The sequence below is a fragment of the Promicromonospora sp. NPDC090134 genome, assembly GCF_044746965.1.
Classification (GTDB): Bacteria; Actinomycetota; Actinomycetes; order Actinomycetales; family Cellulomonadaceae; genus Promicromonospora.
Window position 1 is genome coordinate 683870 of the sequence record NZ_JBIVCZ010000002.1, and the last position, 16750, is coordinate 700619.

The 16750-nt window shown below is 72.2% G+C and carries 15 protein-coding genes; 6 read left to right on the top strand and 9 right to left on the bottom strand.

What is annotated here, in order from left to right; all coding sequences use genetic code 11:
* Nucleotides 1-43: 43 nt before the first annotated feature.
* Together ACIPN7_RS09450 and ACIPN7_RS09455 are read right to left on the bottom strand one after the other, a co-directional pair.
* Nucleotides 44-2284: an esterase-like activity of phytase family protein gene (locus ACIPN7_RS09450; RefSeq protein ID WP_400540325.1), complete on the bottom strand. Its 2241-nt coding sequence runs from the start codon at nt 2282-2284 to the stop codon at nt 44-46.
* Nucleotides 2285-2395: 111 nt separating this feature from the next.
* Nucleotides 2396-3652 (bottom strand): multidrug effflux MFS transporter, encoded by a 1257-nt coding sequence (locus tag ACIPN7_RS09455; protein ID WP_400540327.1) that lies wholly within the window; start codon nt 3650-3652, stop codon nt 2396-2398.
* Nucleotides 3653-3782: 130 nt separating this feature from the next.
* On the opposite strand from ACIPN7_RS09455, the gene ACIPN7_RS09460 reads away from it, so the two are divergent.
* Together ACIPN7_RS09460 and ACIPN7_RS09465 are read left to right on the top strand one after the other, a co-directional pair.
* The gene (locus ACIPN7_RS09460; RefSeq protein WP_400540329.1) at nt 3783-4538 is read left to right on the top strand and encodes an SOS response-associated peptidase; all 756 of its coding nucleotides are present in this window, start codon (nt 3783-3785) and stop codon (nt 4536-4538) included.
* Nucleotides 4539-4636: 98 nt separating this feature from the next.
* Nucleotides 4637-5743 (top strand): YhcG family protein, encoded by a 1107-nt coding sequence (locus ACIPN7_RS09465; protein WP_400540434.1) that lies wholly within the window; start codon nt 4637-4639, stop codon nt 5741-5743.
* Nucleotides 5744-5839: 96 nt separating this feature from the next.
* Here the strand turns inward: ACIPN7_RS09465 and ACIPN7_RS09470 are convergent, their stop codons facing one another.
* The 4 genes from ACIPN7_RS09470 to ACIPN7_RS09485 all read right to left on the bottom strand — a co-directional run bounded on the left by ACIPN7_RS09470 (nt 5840) and on the right by ACIPN7_RS09485 (nt 8964).
* Nucleotides 5840-6838: a hypothetical protein gene (locus tag ACIPN7_RS09470; protein ID WP_400540331.1), complete on the bottom strand. Its 999-nt coding sequence runs from the start codon at nt 6836-6838 to the stop codon at nt 5840-5842.
* The gene (locus ACIPN7_RS09475; RefSeq protein ID WP_400540332.1) at nt 6838-7449 is read right to left on the bottom strand and encodes an RNA polymerase sigma factor; all 612 of its coding nucleotides are present in this window, start codon (nt 7447-7449) and stop codon (nt 6838-6840) included. The genes ACIPN7_RS09470 and ACIPN7_RS09475 overlap by 1 nt, the downstream gene beginning before the upstream one ends.
* A gap of 78 nt (nt 7450-7527) precedes the next feature.
* Nucleotides 7528-8199 carry an HAD family hydrolase gene (locus ACIPN7_RS09480; RefSeq protein ID WP_400540334.1) on the bottom strand — a complete coding sequence of 224 codons (672 nt, stop codon included), beginning with the start codon at nt 8197-8199 and terminating at the stop codon, nt 7528-7530.
* 24 nt (nt 8200-8223) lie between these two features.
* Complete coding sequence (locus tag ACIPN7_RS09485) at nt 8224-8964, bottom strand: SDR family NAD(P)-dependent oxidoreductase (RefSeq protein WP_400540336.1); 741 nt, start codon at nt 8962-8964, stop codon at nt 8224-8226.
* 101 nt (nt 8965-9065) lie between these two features.
* Between ACIPN7_RS09485 and ACIPN7_RS09490 the strand changes: the two genes are divergently transcribed.
* The 3 genes from ACIPN7_RS09490 to ACIPN7_RS09500 all read left to right on the top strand — a co-directional run bounded on the left by ACIPN7_RS09490 (nt 9066) and on the right by ACIPN7_RS09500 (nt 12542).
* Nucleotides 9066-9902, top strand: coding sequence for a helix-turn-helix domain-containing protein (locus ACIPN7_RS09490; RefSeq protein ID WP_400540338.1), 837 nt, complete (start codon nt 9066-9068; stop codon nt 9900-9902).
* 108 nt (nt 9903-10010) lie between these two features.
* A complete protein-coding gene (locus tag ACIPN7_RS09495) occupies nt 10011-11708 on the top strand; it encodes a lysyl oxidase family protein (protein WP_400540340.1) in 1698 nt (565 codons plus the stop codon).
* 36 nt (nt 11709-11744) lie between these two features.
* Nucleotides 11745-12542, top strand: coding sequence for a crotonase/enoyl-CoA hydratase family protein (locus ACIPN7_RS09500; RefSeq protein WP_400540342.1), 798 nt, complete (start codon nt 11745-11747; stop codon nt 12540-12542).
* Nucleotides 12543-12548: 6 nt separating this feature from the next.
* On the opposite strand, the gene ACIPN7_RS09505 is transcribed toward ACIPN7_RS09500, so the two are convergent.
* From ACIPN7_RS09505 to ACIPN7_RS09515, 3 genes are all read right to left on the bottom strand, one after another.
* Entirely contained in the window at nt 12549-13616 is a 1068-nt protein-coding gene (locus ACIPN7_RS09505) for an adenylate/guanylate cyclase domain-containing protein (protein WP_400540344.1), read from the bottom strand.
* A 77-nt stretch (nt 13617-13693) separates the two neighbouring features.
* Nucleotides 13694-13990 (bottom strand): hypothetical protein, encoded by a 297-nt coding sequence (locus ACIPN7_RS09510; protein WP_400540346.1) that lies wholly within the window; start codon nt 13988-13990, stop codon nt 13694-13696.
* A 185-nt stretch (nt 13991-14175) separates the two neighbouring features.
* The gene (locus ACIPN7_RS09515; protein WP_400540348.1) at nt 14176-15024 is read right to left on the bottom strand and encodes a biotin--[acetyl-CoA-carboxylase] ligase; all 849 of its coding nucleotides are present in this window, start codon (nt 15022-15024) and stop codon (nt 14176-14178) included.
* Between the two features lie 120 nt (nt 15025-15144).
* Between ACIPN7_RS09515 and ACIPN7_RS09520 the strand changes: the two genes are divergently transcribed.
* Entirely contained in the window at nt 15145-16743 is a 1599-nt protein-coding gene (locus tag ACIPN7_RS09520; protein ID WP_400540350.1) for an acyl-CoA carboxylase subunit beta, read from the top strand.
* Nucleotides 16744-16750: the final 7 nt, after the last annotated feature.

Below are 16750 nucleotides of genomic sequence, written 5' to 3' on the forward strand. Positions count from 1 at the left end.
TAAGCACGTACCCCGGCACGGGGCCTGTTAAGTCACCCGGAGATCACCTGACCGCGGCGGCACCGAGGTCCGGGTTGTCCGAGAAGAACCCGTCCAGACCGGCGTCCAGGAAGACGCGGATCTCGCCGACGAGGTCGCCGATCCCGTTCGGGTCGGCCGAGGAGCGGAACTCCGCCGGCAGGAACTGGTTCTCCCGCCGGAAGGTCCAGGTGTGCACCTCGAGGCCCGCGTGGTGGGCGTCGCGGATCACGCTGCTCGGCGCGGCGAGCGTGCTGTCAGCCTTGCGCGGGATCAGCACGTTCTTCTCGGCGCCGATCCCGTCGGCGTAGGTCGCGATCTCGCGGAGCCCCTGCCGGGTGACGAGGTCCGCGTAGGTGCGCGGGTCGCCGTCGGCCACCAGGTCGTAGGGTGCGCCGCTGCTGCTGACGAGCTGGCCGAGGGGCACGTCGGTGAGCTCGTCGAGCTCCTTCAGGTTGCCGACCTCGAAGGACTGCACGATCACCGGTGCGTCCTCGTCGTCGAACCCGTTGCGGCGCAGCTCGGCCACCAGCGGCTCCTCCAGGGACAGGCCCACCGAGTCGAAGTAGGTGGGGTGCTTGGTCTCCGGGTAGACGCCGACGGGCGCGCCGTCGCAGGTGCGGCTGTTGCGGGCCAGGTCGAGCACCTCGTCGAGCGTCGGGATCAGGTAGAGCCCGTCGAAGGCCGTGTTCTGCGGCCGGACCTGCGGCAGGCGCTCCTTGGCGCGCAGGGTGCGCAGCTCGGCGAGCGTGAAGTCCTCGGTGAACCAGCCGGTGATCCGGGTGCCGTCGATGGTCTTGGTGGTGCGGCGTGCGGCGAACTCGGGGTGGGCCGCGACGTCGGTGGTGCCGCTGATCTCGTTCTCGTGCCGGGCGACGAGCACGCCGTCCTTCGTGGAGACCACGTCGGGCTCGATGTAGTCGGCGCACTGGTTGATGGCGGTCTCGTAGGCGGCGAGCGTGTGCTCCGGCCGGTAGCCGGAGGCCCCGCGGTGCCCGACGACGGTGACGCCGTCGTCCGTGACGCGCTTCGTGCGCAGGTCCACCAGGGCCATCTCGGTGTCGTCCGGGGTGCCGGTGATACGCGCGTCGTTGCCCGGGTAGTTGTTGTCGTTGCCGATCAGGAGCGTGTCCTTGTCGACGAACAGGACGGTCTCGAAGGACTGCACGGGCAGCGCGAACGTCTCGCCCAGGCCGTAGCCCTCGCCCGCGTCGATGCCGCGCGGGTTGTCGATCCGCAGGGCGTCCACCACGAGCTCCTTGCGCACGAACCCGTCGCGGTCCTTCGTGCTCAGGTCGATCTCGTAGACACGCTTGGTGACCGCTTGGTCGCCCTCGAAGTCGTCGCGCTCGATGAGCAGCATCGAGTCGCGGCCGGTCGCGTAGGCGTCACCGATGACGTCGGCGGGCTGGTCGGTCTGGTAGGCCCAGCGCTTGCCCGTGTACTCGCCGCGGCGGGTGTCGAACTGGTAGATCCAGCGGCGGCGCGGGTCGGCGTCGTTCGCCAGCGCGCCCTCGACCACCGGGTAGAGGTAGCGGCCGATGCCCGCCATGGCCTCGAAGCCGCGGCTGCTGCCCACGTTGGGCGTCTCGCCGGGCTCCAGGTACGGGTTGCCGGGCGACTTGCCGTCGGGGAACGCGTACGGGGCCTCCAGCAGGGTGCCGTCGGCGTCGAAGTGGAGCAGGAACGGGCCGAACTCCTCACCCACCCACAGCGTGCCGTCGGCGGCGCGCACCAGGGACTCGATGTCGAAGTCGGCGCCCGTCAGCAGCCGCTCGTCGGTGTCCTCGTTGACGATGTCGAAGTCGAGCACGTCGTTGCGGTCGTTGTACTCGATGAAGTCGAGCACCTCGATGTCGCCCGAGCCGCGTCGCCCCGTGTCCCACTGGGGGCGCACCAGGTAGTTGCGCAGCAGGAAGTCGGCGGAGTTGCCCTTGGCGCCGAACCCGTTGTCGGGCTGGGCCCAGAAGGTGCCGTCGTGGTTGTCGACCATCGCGGAGAAGCCGGGGATCACCTGGCCGTCCCAGGGTCCCTGGCGCCCGTTGCCCGGGCTCGCGGCGGCGCCCGACGGCGGGCCGTCGGCCAGGTAGTCGGCGGACAGCGTGGCGCGGCCCGCCAGGGACGCGGCGAGGTGAGTCCCGCCGTGGTGCTCGGACGCGGGGCCAGGGCGAGGGCCGGCGACGGCGGAGACCGCCGGCAGCAGCAACGATGCCGCCGCCGCGGCGGCCACCACGCGCGTGGCGCGGGTACGCAGGGGTGTGCTCATGGGGGCGAGCCAAGTGGGCGCACCCCAAATCCCGGTGAATCCGGCGCTACCTCCCGGTGAACTCTCGGGCGGGACCCAGCGTCCGACCGGGCCGCAACGCTCCGGCAGGACTCAGACCGGCATGTGCCAGCCGCCACGCCGGAACGCGGGGGTGGCGATCGCCAGGACGCCGATCGCGAGCGTCACCGCCGCAAGCATCACCAGGGCCATGGCCGTGGCGTCCCCGCCGAGGAACCCACCGAGCGAGCTCACCGTGCCGGCGACCAGGGACTGGATCGCGCCGATCATGGCCGCCGCCGTGCCGGCGATCTCGCCGTGCCGCGACAGCGCCATCGCCGACGCGTTGGCCGGGACGAGGCCCTGGAACGCGAGGACGCACCACAGGGCCACGAGCAGGCCGATCAGCCCGCCCGCGCCGGTCAGGACCACGACGAGGAGCACGACGACGAGCACCGCCTGGGCGACCACGCCGAACCGGAGCAGCCGGACCGGCGCGACCTTGCGCACCAGCGCCGCGTTGACCTGGGCGGACAGGACGAGCCCCACGCCGTTGACGGCGAACAGCAGGGCGAACTGCCCCTCGCTGAGCCCGAACTCCTGCTGGAAGATGATGGGCGAGCCCACCACATAGCTCATGAGCACGCCGAAGCCCAGGCCGGGGATCACGGCGAGCGCCAGGAAGTGCTTGTCCTTCAGCAGGCGGCCGTAGCCGCCCGCGACGGTGCGGAGGCCACCGGTGAGCCGCTTGACCGGCGGGTGGGTCTCCGGCATGAGGCGGAGCACCACGAGCGCGAGCACGGCGCCCATCACGGCGAGCACCGCGAACACCCAGCGCCACGTGCCGTGCGCCAGCACGAAGGTGCCGAGCGTGGGCGCGAACATCGGCGCCACGCCGATGACGAGCATGAGGCGGGAGAGGATGCGGGCTGCCTCGGCGCCGACGAACCGGTCGCGCACCACGGCGACCGAGGCCACGCCGGCGGCCGCGTTGAAGAAGCCCTGCGCGAGCCGGAGGACGATCAGCAGCGGCATGCTCGTGACCACGACGCACAGCAGCGAGATGACGACGTGCAGCGCCAGGCCGATGAGCAGCGGCGTGCGCCGGCCGAACCGGTCGGAGAGCGGGCCGATGACGAGCTGGCCCACACCACCGCCGATGAGCATGCAGGACACCGTGAGCTGGGCCAACGCCTCGGTGGAGTTGAGGTCCAGGGCCACCTGCGGCAGCGCGGGCAGGTACATGTCGACGGTGAAGGCGGGCAGGGCCGACAGGGCCCCGAGCATGAGGACCCACTTGACGGTGGACCGGGAGGACACTCGACGCGCGGGCACGACTGGGGAGACGCCCGACGGCGCAGAGGTTGGCATGCGCACGATGCTATCGAATCGATACGACGATGAGAAGAGTGATCTCGCTCTCCGGTCACGCGTTCGCCAGGAGTTCACCACCGGGAGACGACCTCCCGCGAGTGTCAGTGGCTGGGGGCATGCTGGTCCCATGTGCGGACGCTTCGCCTCCTTCACCCAGACCCAGGACCTCGCCGACGAGCTCGCGATCGCCGAGATCGCCGAGGACGCGCGGCTGCTGCCGCCGTCCTGGAACGTGGCACCGACCGACCCCGTGCGGATCGTCGTCGAGCGGGCGGCCAAGGGCTCCGACGAGGTGACGCGCTCCGTGCGGCTCGCCCGCTGGGGGCTCGTGCCGTCCTGGTCCAAGGACCCGAGCGGCGGCGCGCGCATGATCAACGCGCGTTCCGAGTCGCTGCTGGACAAGCCGGCGTTCGCCAAACCCTTCAAGGTGCGGCGCTGCATCGTGCTGGCCGACGGCTACTACGAGTGGCGCAAGCTGGCGCTGCCCGCGACGGGCTCGAAGAAGATCCCCAAGCAGCCCTACTGGATCCACCCGGCCGAACAGGGTGTCGCGGCCTTCGCGGGGCTCTACGAGTTCTGGCGCAACCCGGCGGCGAGCGAGACCGACCCCGACCGCTGGCTGGTCTCCACCACGGTGATCACCCGGCCGGCGTCGGAGAGCATGGCCCCGATCCACGACCGCATGCCGTTCGTGCTGCCGGCCGGCGCCTGGGACCAGTGGCTCGACCCGGCGGTCGGCGACGCGTCCAAACTGCTGAAGCTCGACAACGCACCGCTGACCACGCTGCCGGTCGGCGACGCCGTCGGCTCCGTCCAGAACGACGGGCCGTCGCTGATCGAGGAAGACCCGGAACCGAGGGACCCGGAGCCGGTCCGGGTCTGACAAACCGGCCGAACCGCGGGAAACTGCCTGCCGGTTGACTCGGTTTCGTTGCGTATACGCAACTCGACTGGCGGATGTCGCGATTCCTCTACACGCTGATGCTCGTGACTATCGACACCAGCAACTTCCCCGCGCCCGACGGCTACAGGGAGTTCATCACGGACCTGAAACGACGGGTCCGCACCACCCAGTTCCGCGCCGTCCGCGCGGCCAACACCGAGGTTCTGCGCCTGTACTGGTCCGTGGGCCGGGACATCCTCGACCGCCAGCGGGAGGCGGGCTGGGGCGCGAAGGTCGTGGACCAGATCTCGGCGGACCCGCGGCGTGAGTTCCCTGGTCAGCGGGGTTGGTCGCGCTCGAACATCAAGAACATGCGACGGTTCGCGGAGGCTTGGCCCAGCCCCGACGCAATTGGCCAGCAAGCTGTTGGCCAATTGCCGTGGGGCCATGTCGTCGTCCTGATCGAACGCCTCGCCGCCGCCCCAGACCGCACCTGGTACGCCGCCAAGGCGGTGGAGAACGGCTGGTCCCGGGCGAGCCTCGAGTTCGAGATCAAGGTGAACCTCAAGAGCCGTCTCGGACTCGCGCCGTCGAACTTCGCGGCGACGCTCGACGCCGCCGACTCCGACCTCGCCCAGCAGGCGGTGAAGGACTCCTACGTCTTCGAGCACCTCGACCCGCACGAGCACGTCGCGGAACGGGACCGCGAGCGCGCGCTCATGGACCGCATCCAGGCCACCCTGCTGGAGCTCGGCCGGGACATGGCTTTCGTCGGACGGCAGTTCCGGATCGAGGTGGGCGGCGACGAGTTCTTCGTCGACCTGCTCTTCTTCCACGTGACCCAGCTGCGCTACGTCGTGGTCGAGCTGAAGGTGGGCAAGTTCCAGCCGGCCCACATGGGCCAGATCGGCACGTACGTGGCGATGATCGACGGTGAGGTCCGGGACCCGGAGCTGCACGCGAAGACGGTCGGGATCCTGCTGTGCACCGAGCGCAACGACGCGACGCTCGACTACGCGCTCGCGAGCACCGCGTCGCCCGTGGCGGTGGCGCTCTACGAGGGCCTGACGCCGGCAGAGCAGGCCGCCCTCCCCGACCCTGAGGAGCTCGAGGCCGTCATCGTTGAGGAGATCCAGGCTCACGGTCCTCTGAAGACCGCCGACCGGGAGCCCCGGGGCCCTGCGCCGGAACCGGTGCGACTCTGACCGGCCCCGCCGGGACACAGGTGCGCCGCACCGGCCGAGGCCGATGCGGCGCACCCTGGTCTCCCGCCATGGTCTCCGACCATGTCAACCGTCGGCTCAGCCGGCGGCCACCGGCCCGTACACCGTGACCTGCACGCTGCCACCGACGACGAAGTCCACCCGGGCGCACTCGGCCGCGTCGTCCCGGACGGTGGTCGTCGGCCAGTGGTGCTCGAGCGACCCGAGCTCCTCGTCGACGATCGCCCCCAGCTGCTCCGTCGTCAGGCACTCCTCGGCGACAGCATCGCGGAGCGCGGCGACGATCGGGTCGAGCTCCGGCACACCATAGGTCTGGTCCGGATCGACGGCAGAGGCGACCACCACCTTCCCGGTCGCTTCCGCCGACACATCCGAGCACGTCCGGTCCGGCTCGTCCACGACAGCCGTCTCGATGGTCCAGCCCTCCAGCCCGAGCCGGTCGAGCTCGGACTGCGCCCAGACAACGGCCTCGTCGACGGTCCGGCAGGTGCCGTTCCCGCCGTCGACCCGGTCACCGACACTCTGCTGCAGCTCGATGACCTTCTTGTCCACGGCCGGCCCGCCGTCGGTGTCGATCGGCTCGATCCAGTCGGGTGCCTGGTCGGCCGGGGTCACGAAGACCCAGCCGTCGTGCTCGAACACGACGGGATTCTCGACGGGCGGCAGGCCCTCCTCGGCCAGCAGCGTGGTGCAGTCAGCGACGGCGTCGCCCGTGAGCCAGGGCCCGCCGGCATCGATGTGCTGCCCTTCGAGAGCGCTGTCGTTCCAGGTGGCCATGCACGTCAGGCCCGCCGTGTCCTGGGCGACGAACGCCTGGATCGCCGCGTAAGCGACCCCGCCTCCGGCGAGCACGGCGGCCAGGCCGACAGCGATCGCCCCCCGGCGTCCGATCCTTCGCCGGCGTGTCCGGGTCGGGCCTGCCTCGTCCGCCGCACGCGCAGCCGAGGCGTCGTCGAGCTCGGTTCCTGTCATGGTGATCTCCTCGCGCAGGGCGGCGAACGCCGCCGGCTCCACGGCGCCGAGGTCGACCCGGCGCACCGGGTCCGCAGCCTTGAGCTGCTTCATCGCGTCCGTCATCACGCCTCCTCGATCCCGTGGTGGGCTCGTGCCCACCTGCCCATCACCTGTCCGCCCGCGGCCGAACGTTTCAGGTCCTCCCGGGCACCCGAGGCCTGTTGCGCCAGCTGGTCGGCAAGCCGACGGCGGGCGCGGTGCAGCCGGACCCGCACCGCGGCACGCGAGATGCCGAGGACCAGCGCGATCTCGTCGCGAGCGAGCTCCTCCCACGCGACCAGGCGCAGCAGCTCCTGGTCGTCGTCGGAGAGCCGGGCGAGGGCGTGCTCGACGTCGCTCCCCGGGCCGGACGGTGCGTCCACGACGTCGGTGAGGTGGGTGAGGTGGGTGCGCAACCGGTCCGCGAGCGCGAGCCGGCGGTGGTGGCCGCGGCGTGCGTTGGCCAGCACCCGGCGCGCCACGCCGAACATCCAGGGCCGGGCGTCGGTTCCGTCCGGGACGTCGTCGATGCGTCGCCAGGCGACGAGAAAGCTCTCGGCCACGACGTCGGCGGCGTCGGCCGGCTCAGTCACACGGCGTACGGCGTAAGCGAGCAGCGCACGGTGGGTGGACTCGAAGAGCGCGTTGAACCGGGCCTCGCGGTCGGCTGGTGGCGGAGGTTCTGGAACCGGCATCCTGGGGCCTCTCGATGAGGGAACACTGACGAGAGAGTCATGTCCGGACGCCGGACCAGCGTTACAGGGTGACCCGGGCTAGCCGGCCGGCGGCACCTCGTCCAGGCTCCGGATCCGGTCCGCGACCTCCGGGTACCGGTCGGCACGGTCCAGCAGCACCGCGCCGAGCCCGGCGTCGAGCGGACCCTGGTAGTCCTTCTCGACGTCGTTGCCCACCATCAGCACGTCGCCCGGCGCCACTCCGAGCACCTCGCACGTCGCCACGTAGGCGCGCGGGTCCGGCTTGCCCGCGGGCAGGTCGTCCGAGGCGACGACGACGTCGAGGTGCGCGGCCAGCCCCGTGCGGTCGAGCTTGAGGCGCTGGTGGGCGCTGTCGCCGTTGGTGAGCAGCGCGACGACGAGGCCGGCGTCCCGCACGCGGCGCAGGGCCGGGACGGCGTCGTCGAACGCCGTCCAGGCCTGCTCGTAGCGCGACAGGTAGCCGGAGAACAGCTCGTCGGCCTCGTCGTCGGTGGCGTCCGCCCCCAGGAACTCGCGCACGCGGACGCGCCGCTGCTCCTGGAAGGTGATCTCGCGCCGCTGGTACCGGCCGTAGGCCTCCTCGGCGATGCCGCCCCACGCCGTGACCAGCTCTTCGGGGTCGTCGTGGTCCAGACCCAGCTCGGGGAGCCAGCCCAGGAGCGCCGTCCGAGAGGCGCCCTCCTGGTCCACGAGTGTGTCGTCGAGATCGAAGAGAACGACTTTCAGCACGCTCGCATCGTGTCACACGCCGGTCTATGCGCCGCCCGTCACCCCGATGACCTGGCCGTTCACCGCGGTGTTCGCCCCGGATCCGAGCCAGACGACAGCCGAGGCCACCTCGGCGGCGTCGATCAGCCGCCCCAGCGGCGACCGCTCCTCGTAGATCTTGCCCACCTGCTCGACGACGTGGGTGTTGGTCGCCGTCCTGGTCAGCCCCAGCAGCGCCACGTTGGAGAGCAGGTCGCCGTCGCGACCGAGCGAGAACGCGACCGACCGGCTGAAGCCGTGCAGCGCCGCCTTGGCGGCGGTGTAGTACTCGCCCCCGGCCACGCCGTCGGTCACGAGCGAGGACGAGAGGTGCACCAGCCGGCCCCAGCCCGCCGCCCGCATCAGCGGAGTCACAGCCCGGGTCAGCCGGATGGCGCCCTCGACGTTGCCCCGGACCAGCGCGGTCCACTCCTCGTCGGGCACGGTGTCGAACGGGACCATGTCGCCCCAGGCCACCGCGTTGTTGACGAGCACGTCCACCCGCCCGGTCGCCTCGACGGCGGCCGCGACGAGCGCCTCGGCCGCACCCGGGTCCGCCTGGTCATACCGCACGACGAGGGCCCGGTCACCGATCTCGTCGGCCACCTTCTGCGCCTCGTCGCGTCCACTGCGGTAGGTGAGCACGACGTTCGCCCCCTCCGCCGCGAAGGCGGTGGCGATGTGCCTGCCGACGCCGCCCGAGGCGCCGGTCACGATGACTGTCCGTTCCTGAAGTCCGATGTCCATGGCCCCACCGTGCTCGCGGCGGGACCGGGCAACCAGACCGCCCCGAGACTGGCCCCGAGCGGGCCACCCTCCGCGCGTGCGGCCGCCCTACGCTGGGGTGCATGACCAGCGAGCTCGGCACCCTCCTGCGCGCCCACCGCGAGGCCCTCTCCCCGGAGGAAGTGGGCCTGCCGCGCGGCGCCCGGCGCCGGACCCCCGGGCTGCGCCGGTCGGAGCTCGCCACGCTGGCCGAGGTGAGCGTCGAGTACCTGACGCGCCTGGAGCAGGGGCGCGACAGGCACCCGTCGCCGGAGATCCTGGGCGCGCTGGCCGACGCGCTGCGGCTGCCGGCGGACGAGCGCTTCCTGCTGCTCCGCGCCACCAAGGGCACGGGCGGTGCCTGCGCCGTCGACCCGCCCGCGGCGTCGGTGCGGCCGCCCGTCCGCGCGTTCCTGGACCGGCTGGAGCCGTCGCCCGCGGTGCTGCTCAACCGGCTGGGCGACGTGCTGGCCGCCACGAGCGGCTACCGCTCGCTGCTCGGCCCGTTCGGCCTGTTCGACGACGACCGTCCCAACCTGCTCCGGTTCGTCCTGACCGAGCCCCGCGCCCGCGCGGCCTACCCGGACTGGGAGCACGTGGCCGACCGGCAGGTCGCCGCCCTCCGGATGGAGTCGCTGCCGGGCGACCCCCACGTCGCGGAGCTCGCCGAGGCGCTGGCAGTCCTGGCCGGCGCCGCGTTCAGCGACCGGTTCAGGGCGCCGCTCACCGCCCGCTACCGCACCGGCGCCGAGCGGATGCGGCACCCGGAGGCGGGCGACCTGCGGCTCGATGTCGAGACCCTGGCCCTGCCCGACGCCGACGGCCAGCGCCTCGTGGCCTACCTGCCCGCGGACGCGGCGACGTCGGACGCGCTGGACCGGCTCGCCGGGCGCCGGCCGGGCGCGCTGCGCGCCGTCTGACCTGCCCGGACAATTCACCGGGTGAATTCGGCGCGCCCGCCAACGAAGTGGCCGTCTCGTGCGTCCCTAGCGGTGACAGGTTTCTGTCCTCACCGATCTGGGGGATCCATGACCGCACCACGCTTGTCCCGCCCGTCGCCGCGCCTGCTCACCATGGGCGTCGCCGTCGTGCTGGCCCTCGGGCTGCTCGGCGAGGGCGGCGCGACCGACGCCACCGCGTCAACCGCGCCGATCGCGACCGCACCGGCGGACGCCGCGCCCACCGCCGCGCAGCGCGGGCTGCGCTTCGCTCCGGCGGCGAGCACCGTCGAGGCCTACAACTACGACGGCTGGGTGTACTTCGACTCGGGCGTCTGGATGGCCGCCTACGGCGAGGGCTACGAGTTCTGGGCCAAGAAGGCCAAGCCCTCCGCCCGCGCGACGCTCACCAAGACGGTGATCCGCGGCGACGAGCGCACCACCACGAAGGCCCCCGCCGCGATCGTCGACGGGCTGGGCGGCTTCAAGAAGGGGCTCACGGTCCAGGTCACGGACTCGACGGGCAAGGTGCTGGTCAAGAAGTCGCGCAGCCTGTGCCTCAGCGGCATGGAACGCCAGCGCGTCGAGCCGACCGGCAACACCGAGCCGATCTACCCCATGTTCTGCGGCGGCGACTGGTTCACCAAGTCCACCGTCTCCGGGATCGAGCAGGGCTGGGCGACCAAGCTGGACACGTACTTCGAGCTGAAGACCACGCGCAAGAACCTCCGGATGACCGTGACCATCAGCGACCCCGTCGCGGACTTCCTGGGCCTCCCCGCCGGGGGCCGCTCGGTGTCCCAGCGCGTCAAGGTGATCGACGAGTGCAGCGTCGTGGACTGCGGCGAGGTCGGCGACGCGCTCCTCGGGGCGCCCGCCGAGGGCTTCAGCACGCTGGCCGAGGGCGACGCCGCGTCCACCCACGCCGACCAGGTGCGGGCACTGGCCAGCGGCGCCCACGGGACCCACGGCGCCGGCGACGGCGCCGGTTCCTCGCACCGCGCGAACCTCTTCACCCTCCAGGGCGGGAGCCAGGAGCACGGCGGCGACCACCCCGCGCTCGGCCAGCCGGGGTCGAAGCCGTCGAACAAGGCCCCCGCCGAGGACACGCTCCCCGACCTCCTCTCCCTGCCGGCGTGGCAGATCGGCATCGAGCGGGCCTCCGGCACCGACCGGCTCACCTTCAACGCGAACGAGTGGAACGCCGGCCCGGCGCCCCTGGTGGTCGAGGGCTACCGCAAGGGCGCCGCGGAGGTCATGGACGCCTACCAGTTCTTCTACCGGGACGGCAAGGAGGTGGGCAGCACCAAGACCGGCAAGATGAAGTACCACGCCGCCCCCGAGCACGACCACTGGCACTTCCTGGACTTCGCGAGCTACGAGCTGGTCAAGCCCGACGGCTCCCTGGTGACCACGAGCGGCAAGCAGTCGTGGTGCCTCGCGCCCACCAACGCCGTCGACCTGTCGGTGCCCGGCGCGACCTGGCGGCCGGAGGCGACCGGCCTCGACAGCACCTGCGGCGACCGGTCCGCGCTCTGGCTGCGCGAGGTCCTGCCCGTCGGCTGGGGCGACACCTACAACCAGACCCAGACGCAGGCGTTCAACCTGACGGGCGTCAAGAACGGGACCTACCAGATCAAGATCACCGTGAACCCGAACGGCGCCCTGCACGAGCTGACGACGGACAACAACGTCAGCTACCGGACCGTCGTGCTGGGCGGCAAGCCCGGCAAGCGCACCGTGACGGTGCCGCCGTACGAGGGCGTCGACACGGAGGTCGTGAACTAGCGCGGAGGTCGCGCACCAAACCGTAGGCTGCGGCCCATGAACGCCAGCAGCACGACGGGCATCCCGTCCGGGAGCGGTGTCTCCTGCACCCTCTCGGACGGGATCGCCGACGTCCGCCTCGACCGGCCCGACAAGCTCAACGCGCTGTCGCTGGGCATGCTGGGCGAGCTGAGGGCCACCGCACGCCGCCTGGGGCGCGAACCCGGGCTGCGTGCGGTCGTCGTCTCCGGCAACGGCCGCTCGTTCTGCGCGGGGCTCGACCTCGGCTCGGCGGCGCGGAACCCGGCGGCGGTCGCCCGGGCCTTCGTGCCGACGCCGCGCGGCACCAACCTGTTCCAAGAGGCCTGCTGGGCCTGGCGGCGCCTGCCGGTACCGGTGATCGCGGCCGTGCACGGGCACGTCATCGGGGCGGGCGTGCAGATCGCCCTCGCCGCCGACCTGCGCCTGACCACGCCCGACGCCCGCTGGTCCGTCAAGGAGGTCGAGCGCGGCCTGATCCCCGACATGTCCGGGATCCGCGCGCTGACGCAGCTCGTGGGCATCGAGACGGCGAAACGCCTCACCTTCACCGCCGAGGAGTTCACGGGGGCCGACGCCGGGCGGCTCGGCCTGGCCGGCACCGTGACCGACACGCCCCTGGACGAGGCGTTCGCGCTCGCCGCCCGCATCGCGGAGCGGCGGCCCGAGGCCGTGGCGGCGGCCAAGCGGCTCTTCGACCGGCACTGGTCGTCGGGCGACCGGCGCACGTTCGCGGCCGAGCGCCGCGAGCAGCTGCGGCTGCTGCCCGGCGCGATGCGGGCGCTGCAGCGGATGAAGGGCGGCCGAACCGGCTGACCCGCGTCAGCCCCGGTACGCCCTCTGCAGCCGCACCGGCGCCAGCGGACCGATGCCCGGGACGTCGCGCTCGGGCTGCGCGGTGAGCGCGTAGCGCGAGCTCGTGGCGAGCAGCGCGGCGGTCTCCTTGTCGACCAGAACGGTCGACGGGTCGGACTGCTCCGTCAGCCGGGAGGCGAGGTTGACCGTGGGGCCGAAGATGTCGCCGAACCGGGACAGCACCCGACCCCAGACGAACCCGACGCGCACCGGGATCTCGGGGTCGCCCGGCGCGGCGGTGCCGAGCTGCGCCCCGGAGGTCTCGGCCAGGCCCAGGGCCACCTCCGCCCCGGTGACCACGTCGTCGGTCACGAACAGGACGGCGTCGCCGATGGTCTTCACCACGCGGCCGCCCGCGTTGACGATGATGTCGCGGGCCCCGGCCTCGAACCGCTGCACGAACTCCGCCAGCTCCTCCGAGCCGAGCCCGGCCGTGCGCTTGGTGAACGAGACGATGTCGGCGAACCCGACCGCCCGCAGCAGCGGTAGCTGGTGGGTGTCGTTGCGCTCCTCGCCCCGCGCGCCGGCGAACTCGATGGCCATGCGCCCGGTGAGCGCCGCGAGCTGACGCCGCCACGCGTGCTCGAGCTGCCCCTGCAGCATCTCCGTCATCTCCGGGAGCCGGTCCAGGGCGAGCAGGCGTGCCGAGGTCTCGTCCAGGTCGTATCGCCGCACGAGGTGCTCCACGAGCGCCTCGACCTGCCACAGCGCCAGCCGGTCAGCCGTATGACCGACCGACCGGATGAAGGTCATCTGGGCGCGCTCGTCCATCTGCTCCACGTCGAACAGCCCGGCCGCGTCCTTGAGCGCCTCGACGTCGGCGTCGGTGAACCAGGTCTCGGTGGGATGCGTGACGGGGAGGCCGATCCAGCGCCAGTAGCGGGTCACGAACTGCTTGTCGAGCCCGGTGAGCTCCACGACCTGCGACAGGGTGTAGCGGCGCGCGCCGCCCAGCAGCGTCTCGTCGAGCCTGGCCGCGGTGTCGGCGCCGGGGGTCTCGTGGTTCGTGGAGGACGTCTCGGAGTTGTGGAGCACGTCACCACTGTAGGCGGGCACACCACATGCAACCGCATGCATCAGCGGGGCACACCCCGGTCAGGGCTCCGGAGAGCTCAGTTCCAGAGCGTCAGCACGAGGGGGATCCCCGTGAGCACCAGGAGCATCCCGACCACGGTCACGACGTTCCACAGGCCCAGTCGCACGCCCGGGACGCCGTCGTCCCGGTAGAGGAGCACCCAGACCACCAGCAGCCAGGAGATCCCCGCCGCGATGAGGCCCGCCGTCGGCGTCCCCTCCGTCTGGACGATGCCCCGGTCCAGCCGGACCGTGCTGATCAGATAGACCGCGACCACCGCCGCGGCGCACACGATTCCCTTGGCCACCCCGACCGTGGCTCGACCTGCCTCCATGGCGTCTCCTGACCGTCACCCGCCCGTGCTGCCCGTCGTCGCTTGTGGCGGAGATTACCGCAGGTCAGGGGCTCGGCGGCAGGGGCTGCCGTCGAGTTCACCCGGCGCCGCGCACGAGTTCACCCGGGCCGGTCGCCGGCGTCGCTCACGGCGGGAGACGCCGCCGCGCGGGACGGGAGACCGCGTTACCGCAGGTGCCAGACGTCGCCCGCGGTCACCGTGCGCTCCTCGCCCGCGTCCGTGCGGATCGTCAGCGCGCCCGTGCCGTCGAGGCCCACGGCCTCGCCCTCCAGCACGCCGGCATCCCCGGCGAGCTCGGCCCGCACGCGGGTGCCCAGCGTCGCGGACACGGCCGTGTACTCCGCCAGCAGGCCGGCCGCGACCACGTCGCCGTCCGCCTCCTCCCAGCGCCGGACGACGGCGTGCACCTCGCCGAGCATCCGCACCAGCACGTCGGTGCGGTCGGGCCGGGGATGGCCCGCGAGCGCCAGCGACGTCGCCGTCGGTACGGGGAGCTCCTCGGCGGACTGCGACACGTTGAGGCCGATCCCGAGCACAACGGCGGGAGCTGCGCCCGGCACGGCACGGGCGGTGTCCGGCCCCTCCGGCACCACCTCGGCGAGGATCCCGGCGACCTTGCGGTACGGGCCCAGCCCGGCGACGGTGTCGACGGCGGGCAGCAGCACGTCGTTGGGCCACTTCACGGCGGCGGCGACCCCGCCGTCGGACACCGCGCGGACCACCGCGAGGCCCGCGAGCAGCGGGAGCCAGCCCAGGCTCTCCGCGGGGACGCGGGGCCGGAGCAGCACGGAGACGGTCAGGCCGGCGCGCGGCGGCGTCTCCCAGGACCGCCCGGCGCGCCCCCGGCCGGCGGTCTGCTCCTCGGCGACCAGGGCCGACGGCGCGGGCCAGGCGGCCGGGTCGTCCCGGACGGCGGCGACGAGCTCGGCGTTGGTGGAGGGCGAGGTCTCGACCACCTCGACCCGGGCGAACCCGGGGACGGTGAGCCGATCCAGGTACAGGGAGGGGTGCACCTCCTCATCCTCTCTCCTGGGCCGCGCGACCGCCCTTGGAGGAACCCCACAAGTCGGCGGCGCGACCCGCTGGACGCTCCCGCATCGAGCGGGAGGCATCCGACAACTACGCTCGGAGATGTGAACGACTCCACGACGACCCTCGCCGGCACGCGCGCCAAGCTCGACGACCTCGACGCCCGCCGGGCAGCCGCCATCGACACGCCAGAGGAGACGGCCCAGGAGAAGCAGCACAAGCGCGGCAAGAAGACCGCCCGCGAGCGCATCGAGGCGCTCCTCGACGAGGGCAGCTTCACGGAGCTGGACGCGCTGGCCAAGCACCGCAGCCGCAACTTCGGCCTGGACAAGAAGCGCATCGCGGGCGACGGCGTCGTGACCGGCTACGGCACGATCGACGGTCGCCAGGTGTGCATCTACTCCCAGGACTTCACGGTGTTCGGCGGGAGCCTCGGTGAGGTGCACGGCCAGAAGATCACCAAGGTGCAGGACCTCGCACTGCGCACGGGCGTGCCGCTGATCGGCATCAGCGACGGCGGCGGCGCGCGCATCCAGGAGGGCGTCGCGGCCCTGACGCAGTTCGCGGAGATGTTCCGGCGCAACGTCGCGGCGTCGGGCGTGATCCCGCAGATCTCCCTGATCCTCGGCCCGAGTGCGGGCGGTGCGGTGTACTCCCCCGCCCTGACCGACTTCATCGTCATGGCCGACCAGACGTCCAACATGTTCATCACCGGCCCGGACGTGATCCGCACCGTGACGGGCGAGGACGTCGACTTCGAGACGCTGGGCGGCGCCCGCACGCACAACTCGAAGTCGGGCGTGGCGCACTACATGGGCAGCGACGAGGACGACGCGCTCGACTACGTGCGCCACCTCGTGAGCTACCTGCCGCAGAACAACCTGTCGGACGCCCCGGCGTTCCCGCCCGAGGACGAGACGGTGCTGGAGGTCACGGCCGAGGACGAGGCGCTCGACACGCTGATCCCCGACAGCGACAACCAGCCGTACGACATGCGCGACGCCGTCGAGGCGGTGCTGGACCCGGAGTCGTTCCTGGAGGTCCAGCCGATGTTCGCCACGAACGTGCTGATCGGGTTCGGGCACGTGGAGGGCCAGTCGGTCGGCATCATCGCCAACCAGCCGCAGTCCATGGCGGGCACGCTCGACATCGACGCCGCCGAGAAGGCCGCGCGGTTCGTGCGCACCTGCGACGCGTTCAACATCCCCGTGCTGACGTTCGTGGACGTGCCGGGCTTCCTCCCCGGCGTGGGGCAGGAGCACCAGGGCATCATCCGCCGCGGCGCCAAGCTGATCTATGCGTACGCCGAGGCCACGGTGCCGCTGGTCACGATCATCACCCGCAAGGCGTACGGCGGCGCGTACATCGTGATGGGCTCCAAGCAGCTCGGCGCCGACGTCAACCTGGCGTGGCCGACCGCCCAGATCGCCGTCATGGGCGCGAGCGGCGCGGTGAACATCCTGCAGCGCGGCGCGCTGAAGACGGTCCAGGAGGCGGGCGGCGATGTCGAGGCGGAGCGGGCCCGGCTGACCGCCGAGTACGAGGACGCCATCGTCAACCCGTGGGACGCGGCCGAGCGCGGCTACGTCGACGCGGTCATCCGCCCGTCCGAGACCCGGGTGCAGGTCGTGCGTGCCCTGCGCGCGCTGCGCACCAAGCGATCTACGCTTCCTCCGAAGAAGCACGGCAACATCCCGCTCTGAGCGGGAT